The sequence below is a fragment of the Paraburkholderia domus genome (genome assembly GCF_905220705.1).
Taxonomy (GTDB): domain Bacteria; phylum Pseudomonadota; class Gammaproteobacteria; order Burkholderiales; family Burkholderiaceae; genus Paraburkholderia; species Paraburkholderia domus.
Window position 1 is genome coordinate 88,427 of record NZ_CAJNAT010000014.1, and the last position, 12,600, is coordinate 101,026.

Here is a 12,600-nt window from a genome sequence, read left to right on the forward strand (position 1 = left end):
TCGAAATACAAGTTTCGCAAATTCCAGACACACCCTCTTGACTTCGGTTTTTTTCCAAAACAGAATGTGATTCATTATTAAACGACATTCGTTTTTGAGGTGTTGCTATCGTGTCCACAATCCAACTCTCCTCCGATGTCCCCGCGCCCGCAGGCACGCTGACTGGCCGTTATCCCGAACTGGGCTCCGGCCCGATTCCCGTCGAACCCTACATCTCGCCCGAGTATTTCGAGCAGGAGAAGGAGCACATTTTCAAGAAGACGTGGCTCCAGGTCGGCCGCGTCGAGGAAATCCCGAAAGCCGGCGATTATTTCGTCAAGGATCTCGCCGCTTGCGATACGTCGATCATCGTGGTGCGCAATCGTCAGGGTGAGATCCGCGCGATGCACAACGTCTGTGCACACCGGATGAACGAGATCGTCTACGACAAATGCGGCAATACGCGGAAGTTTTTCTGCAAGTTCCACGGTTGGGCGTATGACCTGGACGGCAAGCTGACTGGCGTGCCGGATGAGAAGTGCTTCTTCGGCCTCGATCGCGAACAGTTCGGTTTGTCGCGCGTCGCCTGCGACGTCTGGGAAGGATTCATTTTCGTCAACATGGATCCAAACCCGGCGATTTCGCTCGCTGACTATATGAAGCCGATGTTCGGCGACGTCGAAGGCTACCCGTTCGAGAAAATGACTTCGGGCTTCGGCTGGCAGACCGTCGTCAACTGCAACTGGAAGCTCGCGCTCGACGCGTTTCAGGAGGCGTACCACGTCGCTTATGTGCACGGCAACTCGATCGCCGACGCCATCGACAAGACCGACAACGAAAGCATGCCGCCACTCGACGCGCTGTGCGGCGAGTTCCACCGCCGCCTGTCGCTGGCGGGCAACCAGAAATCAGTCTATGGCAATCCCAAGGCGCTGACCGAAGGTGGCGCCGCCGCCCAGAACGCGCTCTCCGACGCCGGACAGAAGCGCCCGATCGCAGCGGCCGCGCTGCGTGCCGGCATCGGCAGCGCGAAGTATGCGTTCCCGATGGACGCGCTGCCGTCCGGCGTCAACTGGACGAAGAGTCCGAACTGGCTGTTCGATATGAACATCATGTTCCCCGACTTCTACGTGTCGCTGCGCCCGAACTATTGCCAGGCGTACAACTTCCGTCCGATCTCGCATAACCAGACGCTGGTCGACGCGCGCGTCTTCTACCCGGAAATGACGACGCCCGGCGGCCGCTTCTTCCTCGAGTACATGAAGGTCGCCTTGCGCGACGTCCTGCTGGAAGACTTCAGCACGCTGGAGCGCACCCAGCGCGCCGCCGAAACCGGCGCGAAAAAAGTCATGGTCCTCCAGGACAACGAACTGCTCGTCCGGCACGCGTATCACGTTGTCGAACGCATCCTGGCCGAAGGGGCCGCGAGTGCCGCAACGTCGGCCTGAATCCGGAGTCATCGCAATGCAAACTGAAATTCAAGTCCAGCCAGTCGCGTTCATCAGGAGGGCCACGCCGGCCGTTCGCCCTCTTCCCGAAGGATTCGAATCGCTCGCGCCATTCGTCCACGTCTGGGCACTGGAAACCGAAACCGAACGCAACACACAGCGCCACACGGTCGGTATGGACGCGATCCTCGCATTCCGGGACGCGATCCTGCCGCAAGTCGACGATGTGGTGGCCTATCTGAACCAGTACGCACTAGGGACGCTTGATGAGCATCCGGAAGCGATGACGATGATGTACCTGCTGCTCTCGCTTGCCGAGATCGCCCCGGCGATCGAGTTCTATAACCAGCCGTCGGTGATCGATGGCTACGAGTCGTCGCGCTTCAGGGCCGACGAGTCGTTCGTGATGCGCCCGCTGCCGTAAGCGGCAACGCGATCGACGGCGCGCAAAAATGAAGGAGGCGGAAATGGCGAGATGTCGGGTGTTTGGTATCGATCACGGTCTGAAGACCGTGGTCGAAAACGGGTTGTACATGAAGACGATGATCGGCGAGACGATGAGCGTCGCCGTCATCAAGTTCGTCGAGCAGGAAGGCACGAATCTGCCGGCGAAGGCGCACGACCACGGCGAAGAAGCCTCGCTCCAGGTGCTGGGTTCGTGTTCGATTTTCGAGGTTCGGCCCGATTCGCCGGACATGGAGCGTCCGCTCGCGCAGGGCGACGCGATGATCATTCCGGGTGGTCTTAGCCACTATGGCAAAAACCGCTATGGCGCCGAGGGCGTCAGCATGCGCCTGAACGTGGTCTCGCCGCCGCGCGCGGAATATGGCGCGCAGGACGACACGCCGTACTACCCATTGGCGAACCGGTGAGCGCAGACATGCAAATGGAAACAGTCAACCAGCCGGCCGAAGGTGATGTGCACTGCACGTCGGTAAGAGCGGCCGACAGCTGGCGCGATGCGGCGGTGGCGAGCGGGAGCATTCGCGCGCAAGGCGCCTTGCTGTCGACCGAATTCGACGTGTTCGACCAGGGCGAAGTACGTGAACATCCCGCTGGCATCGTCGGCGAGGAAGTAGTTGCGATCCTCGAAGGCGAATTCGACATCGATGCTGCCGGCGAACACTACCGCCTCGTCGCCGGAGAAGCCATCCTGATTCCGCCGCGTGAACCGCGCCGTTTCTCCTGCGTTGGCGCAAGAGGCGTGCTGTATCGCGCCGGAACGTCGCTCGACGCGAGTGCATCTACGTCCGGCAGCCCGTCCGGACAATCTGCGTGAGGACTTCGTCATGGCTCACGATATTTCCGCTGAAGCCGTACCTGAGCACGTCGTCATCGTCGGCGCCGGACATGCCGGAGGCCGCGTCGCGCAGCAGTTGCAAGCGCTCGGCTTTCCCGGCCGGATCACGCTGATCGGCGACGAACGTCACGCGCCCTACGAGCGCCCGGCCCTGTCGAAAGACTGGCTGACAAGCGAAACCGAACCGTGGACGGATGAACCGGTCGCCGCCGTGACCGAACCGGCCGCGCCTTCCGGCGCCCCGGCATCGTCGCTGGCGCTCGCGCCTGCCGCGTTCTGGGACCGCCCTTCGTTGCGCGATGCACGCATCGAGCGCATGTACGACCGCGCTATTGCGCTGGATACGGCGCAACGCCTACTGACGCTCGCGAGCGGTACAAAGATCGGCTTCGACCGTTTGGTGGTCGCAACCGGCGGCCAGCCTCGCGACAGCGGGATCGTGGGCGCCGACCTGCCTGGCGTGCACGTGTTGCGCACGATCGACGACAGTCTGGCGCTACGTCGCGCACTGCGTAAGAGCCTCGGACTCGTCATCATCGGTGCGGGCGTTATCGGTATGGAAGTGGCGTCGGCGGCGCTCGATCTCGGCGTGCCCGTCACGGTACTCGAAGCCGGCGACCGCGTGCTGTCACGCTGCCTGCCTCCCGTCATGGCCGACTGGCTGCTGCGCGAGCATCGTGCACGCGGCGTACGCGTCGAATCCGGTGTCGCAGTCGAGGCCATCGTCACGACCGCCAATGCCCAGCAAAAGCCCTACGATGCCGATGCTCCGCTTCGCTACGCGGTGCGATGCAAACGTACCGGCACAGGCGCAGAGACCTTCGATGTCGCCGCCGATACGGTGCTGATCGCAATCGGTGTCGACTGCTCGCCTGCTTTCCTCGCGGACACGGATCTCGCTGGACGACACGGCGTCAATGTTGACGAGTGGTGCCGCAGCCCTCGCGCACCCTGGCTCTACGCAGTCGGCGATGTCGCACACGTGCTCGGCAATGCGGTGGAAGGATCTGCTTCGGGCGGCGTGCGTCAGGAAACGTGGCGCAATGCGGAGAACCAGGCGCTGGCGGTAGCCGAGGCGCTCGTTGGGCGTCCGCATCCTTATCGCGAAACGCAGTGGATGTGGACTGACCAGCTCGGCTACAACATCCAGGTGGTTGGCCAGCCTGACCCGAGCGACGAAGTCGTGTTGCGCGGCGAGCCGGGTGCCGGTCCCGCGCTGGCGTTCAGCCTTCGCGACGGCAAAGTCGTCGCGGGCGTGCTCGTCAACGCGGGCCGCGAACGACGCTTCCTCGAGAAACTCGTCGGAAACGGCATTTCGGTGGACCCAGCGAGCCTCGCCGATCCAAAAGTGACATTGCGGGAATTGACGTCATGAGCGCGACATCGATGTGGGACCCCGGGATGACCGCTACCGGAGACGGATGCCCGATGCCGTTCGACGCCGCCCCGGCCACGCTCGGCGAACGTATTGCCCGGCTCGAAGCGATCGAGGCGATCCGTGCGCTAAAGGCCCATTACGGCGCACTCGCCGATGCCAAGTACACCGCCGACTACCGGAAGATCGACGCCGACGCACTCGCAGAGGTCGCGCGCCGACAGGCGGCATGCTTCACCGAGGACGCAGTCTGGGCCGGCGGCAACGGCTTCGGCGGCGACCTGGTGGGTCGCGAGGCGATTGCCCGCTGGTTCCTGTCGTCACCGTGGCGCTACGCGATGCACTACTACGTGAGCGAAGCGTTGCGCGTCGACGTGACGGCTGGCGAGGCGGAGGCGACATGGCGCCTGATGCAGGTCGCCTTGCGCGACGGCGACGATACCCATGCGCGTGCGGTCTGGCTCGGCGCCGTGACATCGGAGCGTTACCGGCGCGACCCGGTCAGCAGCCGCTGGCTGATCAGCTATATGAAATTTACCGATCTGCAGATGATGACGCTCGCCGACACGCCGCTGCCGATCGCCCGAAACTTCGCGGGACTCGATGCCATTCGCGCGGCCCGCACTCAGGACATTCCACAATGACCGAGGCCACTCTGTCGCATTGCGCGACACACGATGCGTTAGACACACCAAGCGCCGCAGACTGCTGCGGTGCGCCGCTCGATATCGCCGAACACGCTTGCCAAGTGCTGGCCAACAAACCCGTCAACGCCGAATACCGGCACATGATCGTCAAGGCGCCGGCCGGCGCGTCGCTCGCGCAGCCCGGCCAGTTCTTTCATCTCGCTTGCCCACCGGGCGCTTCGGGAAGCACCTTCCTGCGCCGGCCAATGAGCGTATACGGCGCGGACCCGGTATTGCGCACCGTCGAGTTTCTGTACAAGGTGCAAGGCGCCGGTACACAGGGTCTCGCCACGTTGCAGCCGGGCGAGACGCTGGACGCGCTCGGCCCGCTTGGCAGCGGCTTCTCGTTGCCCGGCGGCACACAGCATCTCCTGTTACTCGCACGCGGCGTCGGTCTGGCAACGCTGTCGCCGCTTGCTGCCTATGCGATAGCGCGCGGCGCACGCGTCACGGCCGTGCTCAGCGCACGCAGCAAGGCGCTAGTGATGTCGGCGGAGCGTTTGCGTGAAGCGGGTGCGACGGTCCATATCGTCACGGACGAAGACGGCGACAGCGACCCGCTGCAACTCGAAGCGCACTTGCGCGCCTTGCATGCCGGTCAGCCGTTCGACTTCCTGTCGACGTGCGGCTCGAACCGCCTGCTCGTGTTGCTGCAACAACTGGGTAACGAATGGGGCGTAGCGGGCCAAACGGCGATCGAGCAGCACATGGGTTGCGGCATAGGCTCGTGCTATGCCTGTGTGCGGCCCTTCCGTGAAAGCACCGGTTCCGACCGCCTGACATTCCGGCGCGTGTGCTGGGACGGCCCCGTCTTCGATTTGCAGGAAACCACGTCATGGTAGATCTCAGCGTCAAGGTGGGAAGTCTCACGCTCGCCAATCCCATCATGCCCGCCTCCGGCACATTCGCCGACGGCAATGCGCGCGTATTCGACCTCAGCTGTCTCGGCGCGATCGTCACAAAGACGATTACCGCGGACATTCGCGAAGGCGTGCCTCCGCCGCGCGTCGCCGAATTCAAGGATGCCACCCTGTTCTCGATCGGCATTCCAAGCAAAGGTGTCGATTACTACATCGACACCACGGTGCCGTTCTATCGCCAGTATTCCCCGCCGATCGTCGGCAGCATTTCGGCGAATTCGGTTGAAGAATTCGGTGAACTGGCGGCCCGGCTCGGCAAGAGCGGCATCGCGGCGATCGAAGCGAACGTGTCGTGCCCGAACCTGAAAAAGAACGGCAAGGCGTTCGGTATGGACCCGGAAGCCACCTTTCAGGTCATTAGTGCGATGAAGTCGGGCACCGATATTCCGGTGTGGGTCAAGATGACGCCGAATGCGGGCAACATCGTGGAAGTGGCGCTCGCCGCGCAGGCCGCCGGCGCCGACGCACTGGTCTGCTGCAACGCGATTCTCGCGATGGCGATCGACGTCAACACGTTCAAGCCACGCGTCGCCAACGTAATGGGCGGACTGACCGGCGCGGCCACCAAACCGATCCTGCTTCGGATGGCGTATCAGTGCGCGGAGGCAGTCGAGATTCCGGTGATCGGCTGCGGAGGCATCAGCACAGCGGAAGACGCGATCGAATTCATGCTCGCCGGCTGCACGGCGGTGCAGATCGGCACCGCTAACATCGTCACGCCCAACGCGATGCCGCGTGCGATAGATGGCCTGCGCGCGTTCTGCGAACGGCGCGGAATCGCACGGATCAGCGACGTGATCGGCGCGATGAAGCAGCACGACGTAATCAATCTGCAAAAGGAGTACGCGCTATGAAAGTGATTCCGATCGCGTCCGTGTGCGGACGCTCGCTGTCGGCTCCGGAAGCCACGGTCGACTTCGCGGCAGGCGGTACGGTAGCGGCGGACGCCTGGCATCTGGTGGGTTCAGTGGACGCCTACTTCGACGGCAAGGACTGCCATGGCGTGACGATCGCTTCGGTGAGAGTGGGCCTGTTTCGCGTCGACGGTGAAATCTACGCACTCGACGATATCTGCACGCACGGCAACGCGCTGCTGAGCGAAGGCTTTCTCGACGGACACGAGATCGAATGTCCGCTGCATGCGGGACTTGTCGATATACGCACAGGAAAGGGCACGACGTCGCCGATCGTGCGCGATACGCGCCGGCACGACGTACGCCTGGATGAAGGTAATCTGTATGTGCGGTTGAGTCACTGACATGATCCGACTTTCCTCGATCAATGCAGGCCGGTCGCCCAGAATCGCAGTAATCGGAACCGGCGGCACCTTCGCCATGCACGCGCGCGATCCATTCGACTGGATCGAGTATTCGGAAAGTGGCGTCGTGCATCCCATCGATACGTTGCTCGATATGCTCGGTGAACTTGCACCCGACGTCGAACTGCTGCCGGTCACATTTCGCGCGCTCGGTAGCGTCGCGATCAAACCTAACGACTGGGTCGAGCTGGCGCGGCTGATTCATCGCACGGCGCAGGCTGATCCGTCGATAACCGGCTTTATTGTGACGCATGGCACCGCGACGCTCGAAGAAACCGCATGGTTCCTGCAACTCGTGCATGGCATCGACGTACCGGTTATCGTAACTGGCGCGCAGCGCCCGGCGAATACGGCGGGCAGCGACGTACTGGTGAATCTGCGCGCCGCGATCGCCGCGGCTCGCGATCCGGGCAGCGCGGAGCACGGCGTGCTGGTTGCGATGGACAACTGGCTGTTCTGCCCTCGCGACGTCACGAAGGCGGCCAGCTTCGAGCTGGGTGCGTTCGAGTCGCCTGGCTTCGGCCCGGTTGCGCGCGTCGAGGCGGATGCACGCATTACGTGGCGACGCGGCGCGTGGCCCGCGCGGGCGGCCGAGAATGCCGCGCCCTGGTTCGATCGGGCGATCGTCGAATCGGACGAGGCGATGACGATGCCACGCGTCAATATCGTCATGTCGTACGCTGGGGCAGACGGCGTTGCGGTAGATGCTCTCGTCGCCGCCGGCAGCGCAGGCATCGTGAGCGCCGGGCTCGTGCCCGGACGTCCGGCAGCGGGCGAGATCGCAGCGTACCGGCACGCGGTGGAAGCGGGCGTGGTGGTGGTCCAGTCGAGCCGTGCCGCGCGGGGCGTCGTGCCTCCTCAGGCGTTCCTCCAGCGCGACGGCATCGTCGCAGGTGGCGATCTCGCCCCCGTCAAGCTGCGGATTGCCTTGATGCTCGCACTCAGCTTGCCCGATGGCTCCGCAAGCCCCGGTGAACGCCGCGAACGGATCCAGCGCATTCTGCTGGCCCTGTAGTCTGAAGACCTACACCGTAAAACCTGTCATCGCTTTGCCCGCATAAAGGCCATCCCATGCGTTTTTCGTACCTCCTGACGTTTATCCACCCCGACCCGCGCGCACGGATCGCCGCAGACGACCTGGCCGCGATTACGTCGATCACCACCACGATCCCGGCATTGTCGCGTGCGCGGCTCTACACGCCGGAGTCGGCCGACGACTACTACACCAACGACGGTCCATCGCCGATCTTCGCGATGCAGCTCGACTACGAAAGCATGTTCGACCTCGAAGCCGCCATCGCAGCGAACGGCCACCTGCAGTCGCTCGCGAACGCGACGCTCGTGAGCCTCGAAGGATGCCGCGTCGAACAACAGGCGATGTTGCGCCGGCCGTTCCCGGTGGCCGATCCGGTCGCACGCGTTGCGGACGGTTCGCTGCCGTGCCAGTTCCTCGTTCACTATCCTGGAGAGGCACTCGATCTCGACGAGTGGCTCAACTACTACCTGACCCATCACCCGCAGATCATGTTCGATTTTCCGGGCGTGCGTGAAATCGAGATTTTCACGCGCATCGACTGGCTCGACGCAATGCCCTGTACACGTGTCCACTACATGCAGCGCAACAAGCTGATGTTCGACAGCGCGGCAGCTATCACCGAGGCAATGCATTCGCCGGTGCGCCACGCGATGCGAGAGGACTTCGAGTCGTTTCCATCATTCAAAGGCAGCAACATCCATCATCCGATGCTGGCGCGTACCTACAATTTCGACTAAGGCATCGCCGAAGAGCAAACAGGCAAGTATTCCGGACGGCGAACGCGAAGCAGGCACTGGAGAGGTTTTCTTATGAGCATCGGTTTCGGCCATCTCGCGCGAATTGGTCATCTGTACCCGTCGGGCGGCCTGTGCGACTTCGAGATCCAGGCGATGGCGCCTGAAGGCGTGCAGTTCGTGACGACCCGCTTGCCATTTCGCGACACGTCTGTCGAATCGGATCGTAGTCTGATCGACGACCTCGAGTTGCACGCCTCGCTGGTTGCGGACGCCCGAGTGGATCTGATCGCGCTCAACTGTACGGCGGCGGGCGTGGTGAGTGGTCCCGAGAAAGTCAACGAGCGCATTCGCGCCGCCACCGGCATTCGTGCGGTAACGACGATCGAAGCCGTGCTGGCAGCCTGCAATGTGCTGCACGCACGCAGGATCGCTCTGCTCACGCCCTACCATCACGACGTGGTCGCCGCGGAAATCAAATTCTTTGCAGAGCGCGGCACCGAGGTCGTGTCGCATGCGAGCCGGCCATGTCGTACGCCATTCGAACAGGCCATGCTCGATCCGCACACCTGGATCGAACTCGCGTCGCAACTGCCCGGCGGATACGATGCGTTAATTATCAGCTGCGCAGGCGTGCGAGTGAGCGGCGTGATCGGGCCGATCGAACAGATGATCGCTCGGCCCGTCGTGACGAGTAACGCTGCATTGCTCTGGTATTGCCTGAGAACGCTCAACATCGGAGAGCGGCCTTCTGGCTACGGACGCTTGATGCATTGTTGAGCGCGGATCGAGAGCACAGCTGTTGAAGGAAGCCGTTAAAAAGACTGGGATGTTCGTTGCCAAGGCCACGTAACACGTCGCTGTCCAATCCACGGAAACTGTCGTCGTGCGAGTTCGTGGAATTCCTGGTTCAACAACGCGACGCGCAATCGCACGACACTGTGTGCCCCCACGCGACTTCAGCGCATATGCTGGCTCTTGCACATTCGACGGCCAACGATTCGGTTAATTGACGATTCGACGAAGCCGGTGGAGATCCGCCCTCCCGCACATTGCCATGTGCGATAGTCGACCAGCGAATCAGCGTTGCTGTCGAGATACGTGACCACATTCGAGAGGCTATCGATCGCTTTCCTGACCTGGCTGCTCACTGCCGGATCTCGTGTCTCACGTAGATCAAGCAAGTGAGCGAGTCTAGCTGCAAACTGCTGCCAGGCCGCTGTGCGCCCGACTCAAACGTAGTGGCGGAAGCCCACACTCGTGGCTGCTCACCGGCTTGGCCCAAAGCAACATCGACGACTGCGATCGACGACGACCAGTTCCCGGCTTCTGAGCGATTTTCCTTGCCCGAACCCTTGCGATTGCAACGTGCGCGACGGACATAGCCGACGTCAATGCCAAGCTCCGCAATCGGTTTTTCCGTCTCGCACCACGGACGCACCGGCCGTGCGTGCTGTATCGATTTTCCGATGGCCACGGTGTGGTTGCGAATGGTTACATGATTGTCGCTACCTGAGGTGGGTAGCAGAAGGTCCATGACGGCCTTGGCTTGCCGGTAGGGCATCGTGGCGCCAAGCTCCGCGTGCAGCCATCTCAGTTCACCGGTACTTGCCTCCGTCAGCACCGCAATTGCAGGCCTTCCATCGTTCGCGGCAATAGTAAACCTTTCCCAGCGCGGTCTTCACCTCCGAGCAATGATTATCATGCAGGCGACGCTGGACGCAGCAATCCATACAGGATCTACGCGAGGCGAGAAAACGTTCGATCTGCTCGACAACGAATTCCTGCTGCACACAATTGAGCAAAGACTTGCCTTCACTGAGTGACAGTCCCACGTCTCCGGGCGTCTAGTCTTCGATGGACCTGTGCAACCGCATGACCTCAACCCGCTTTACCACACTCCAATCGCCGTTATCGAACTCAAGAACGATCGTGCATCGCATGGTGGCTCCTAGTCTCGTCGTTAGGGATACGATACCCCGCTGTGCGCTCGTCTCCCAGGCTTTTTAACGGCTTCCACCAAAAGCATGACCGGTTCACGCACTGCGTGATAGGCGAATCGATGGAAATCCTGAAGCCCCGTAACGCACGTCCTTTAAACGCTGACCTAACATTTGGCCATCCACTACGCACGTACAACGTTACCGAAGCCGCCGTATTCAGTCCTGGTAGCCCTGACAGCAGCGGCTACAACCGAGATTCGTTTCTTGTTCACATCGCATTTGGGGTGAGCAGTTCGGCGGACAGCGCGGACGACGCAATCCCCCCTCATTCACTGCCGGCGATTATTCGTGGCGTTAATACAAAGGATTAGAAAACAGACTTTTACTTATTGTTTTTGGCTTCCGATAAAGGCACCAGGCCATGCGCACAATGGCTGCGTTCATCCACTGACCCCGCCATGCCTCAAGGAGAAACCCATGACGCCCTATCGCCCCGCGGACACGCCACCACCGCCAGATGGAACCCAAACCAACATGAAAAAGATCGCGGTGGCGAGTGTGATCGGCACGACCGTCGAATGGTATGACCTGTTCGTTTTCGCCACCGCCTCGGCACTCGTCTTCAACAAAGTGTTCTTTCCCGGCTTTGTCCCGTTGGTCGGCACCTTGCTGGCGTTCGGCACGTTCGCCTCCGCCTACCTCGCGCGCATTGTCGGGGCCGCACTGTTCGGCCATTTCGGTGACCGCCTCGGACGCAAGGCGATGCTGCTGGTCTCCCTCATCATCATGGGCATCGCGACGTTCTCGATTGGGCTGCTGCCGAACTACGCGTCGATTGGCATCTGGGCGCCCATTCTGCTGCTCACCCTGCGCGTCATTCAGGGACTCGCGCTCGGCGGCGAATGGGGCGGCGCCGTGCTGATGGCAGTGGAACACGCACCGGCCGGCAAGCGTGGACTGTATGGCTCGTGGGTGCAGATCGGCGTGCCTGCCGGCACTCTGATCGCCAATCTGGCGTTTCTGGTCTGCAACGCCACGCTGTCAAACGACGTACTGCTCTCCTGGGGTTGGCGCATTCCGTTCCTTGCGAGCGCATTGCTCGTGGGGGTCGGGCTTTATATCCGTCTGAACACATCGGAAACCCCGTCGTTCCGCAAGATCAAGGAAGCCGACGCGCAGGTCAAGCTGCCGATCGCCGAAGTCCTCACCCGATACTGGAAGCAGGTTCTGCTCGGCGGCATCGCGACGATGTCGACGGGCACCTCGTTCAACCTGATCGTCGCTTTCGGGTTGACCTACGGAACGCAGACGCTGGGTTTCTCACGTAACGCGATGCTTTCCATCGCGCTGATTGCCTGCGCGCTTTGCATCGTGTTGTTGCCGGCCTTCGGCAAGCTATCCGACGTCGTGGGCCGCAAGCCGGTGATCATCGGCGGCATCGTCGCCGAGGCCCTGCTCGCTTTTCCGCTGTTCTGGCTGCTGGATACGCGCGAGTTTTCTTTTGCGCTGCTCGGCTATCTGCTGATGATGACCGCCTTCGCAGCGAACTATGGTCCCATCGCGACCTTCCTCGCTGAGTTGTTCGGCACCGAGGTGCGCTACTCCGGCCTGTCGGTGAGCTATATGTTGTCCGGATTGCTCGGCAGCGCGGCCACGCCGATTGTCACCACCGCGCTGTTGTCCGCTACGGGCCGCGGTTCGTCGGTGGCGTGGTACATGATGGGCTCGGCTGCTGTTTCGGTACTCGCGCTCGTGCTGCTCGCCGAGACGCTTCGCCGCGATATCTCGTCTGCGGCGCGCGCCAATGCCGCCACGGCGAGCCTTTCGTGAGGGCCTGATATGGGAACGGAAAAGATCTCTC

General features: G+C 62.0%; 13 protein-coding genes and 1 pseudogene. 13 read left to right on the forward strand and 1 reads right to left on the reverse strand.

The annotated features are described in order from the left end of the window. Positions 1 to 110: 110 nt before the first annotated feature. The 12 genes from KHO31_RS22700 to KHO31_RS22755 all read left to right on the forward strand — a co-directional run bounded on the left by KHO31_RS22700 (position 111) and on the right by KHO31_RS22755 (position 9,576). Positions 111 to 1,427 (forward strand): aromatic ring-hydroxylating oxygenase subunit alpha, encoded by a 1,317-nt coding sequence (locus tag KHO31_RS22700; protein WP_236060941.1) that lies wholly within the window; start codon positions 111 to 113, stop codon positions 1,425 to 1,427. Positions 1,428 to 1,443: 16 nt separating this feature from the next. Further along, positions 1,444 to 1,851 carry a hypothetical protein gene (locus KHO31_RS22705; RefSeq protein WP_201085367.1) on the forward strand — a complete coding sequence of 136 codons (408 nt, stop codon included), beginning with the start codon at positions 1,444 to 1,446 and terminating at the stop codon, positions 1,849 to 1,851. 43 nt (positions 1,852 to 1,894) lie between these two features. Then, positions 1,895 to 2,299, forward strand: a complete 405-nt coding sequence (locus KHO31_RS22710; RefSeq protein ID WP_201085366.1) for a cupin domain-containing protein — start codon at positions 1,895 to 1,897, stop codon at positions 2,297 to 2,299. An 8-nt stretch (positions 2,300 to 2,307) separates the two neighbouring features. Next, positions 2,308 to 2,706 carry a cupin domain-containing protein gene (locus KHO31_RS22715; protein ID WP_201085365.1) on the forward strand — a complete coding sequence of 133 codons (399 nt, stop codon included), beginning with the start codon at positions 2,308 to 2,310 and terminating at the stop codon, positions 2,704 to 2,706. Positions 2,707 to 2,716: 10 nt separating this feature from the next. After that, complete coding sequence (locus KHO31_RS22720) at positions 2,717 to 4,102, forward strand: NAD(P)/FAD-dependent oxidoreductase (protein WP_201085364.1); 1,386 nt, start codon at positions 2,717 to 2,719, stop codon at positions 4,100 to 4,102. Further along, entirely contained in the window at positions 4,099 to 4,746 is a 648-nt protein-coding gene (locus KHO31_RS22725; RefSeq protein WP_236060943.1) for a nuclear transport factor 2 family protein, read from the forward strand. The genes KHO31_RS22720 and KHO31_RS22725 overlap by 4 nt, the downstream gene beginning before the upstream one ends. Then, positions 4,743 to 5,630, forward strand: coding sequence for a dihydroorotate dehydrogenase electron transfer subunit (locus tag KHO31_RS22730; protein WP_201085363.1), 888 nt, complete (start codon positions 4,743 to 4,745; stop codon positions 5,628 to 5,630). The genes KHO31_RS22725 and KHO31_RS22730 overlap by 4 nt, the downstream gene beginning before the upstream one ends. Then, a complete protein-coding gene (locus KHO31_RS22735; protein ID WP_201085362.1) occupies positions 5,624 to 6,562 on the forward strand; it encodes a dihydroorotate dehydrogenase in 939 nt (312 codons plus the stop codon). The genes KHO31_RS22730 and KHO31_RS22735 overlap by 7 nt, the downstream gene beginning before the upstream one ends. Beyond that, on the forward strand, positions 6,559 to 6,966 hold the full coding sequence (locus KHO31_RS22740; protein WP_201085361.1) for a non-heme iron oxygenase ferredoxin subunit: 408 nt from the start codon (positions 6,559 to 6,561) through the stop codon (positions 6,964 to 6,966). The genes KHO31_RS22735 and KHO31_RS22740 overlap by 4 nt, the downstream gene beginning before the upstream one ends. A 1-nt stretch (position 6,967) precedes the next feature. Further along, a complete protein-coding gene (locus tag KHO31_RS22745) occupies positions 6,968 to 8,041 on the forward strand; it encodes an asparaginase (protein ID WP_201085360.1) in 1,074 nt (357 codons plus the stop codon). Between the two features lie 56 nt (positions 8,042 to 8,097). Further along, positions 8,098 to 8,799: a hypothetical protein gene (locus tag KHO31_RS22750; RefSeq protein WP_201085359.1), complete on the forward strand. Its 702-nt coding sequence runs from the start codon at positions 8,098 to 8,100 to the stop codon at positions 8,797 to 8,799. Between the two features lie 72 nt (positions 8,800 to 8,871). After that, positions 8,872 to 9,576, forward strand: a complete 705-nt coding sequence (locus tag KHO31_RS22755; protein ID WP_201085358.1) for a maleate cis-trans isomerase family protein — start codon at positions 8,872 to 8,874, stop codon at positions 9,574 to 9,576. Between the two features lie 35 nt (positions 9,577 to 9,611). Here KHO31_RS22755 and KHO31_RS22760 read toward each other — a convergent pair. After that, positions 9,612 to 10,739, reverse strand: a pseudogene (locus KHO31_RS22760) (ISKra4-like element ISBusp5 family transposase). Between the two features lie 477 nt (positions 10,740 to 11,216). Between KHO31_RS22760 and KHO31_RS22765 the strand changes: the two are divergent. Continuing rightward, positions 11,217 to 12,569: an MFS transporter gene (locus KHO31_RS22765; RefSeq protein WP_201078199.1), complete on the forward strand. Its 1,353-nt coding sequence runs from the start codon at positions 11,217 to 11,219 to the stop codon at positions 12,567 to 12,569. The last annotated feature ends 31 nt before the right edge of the window (positions 12,570 to 12,600 follow it).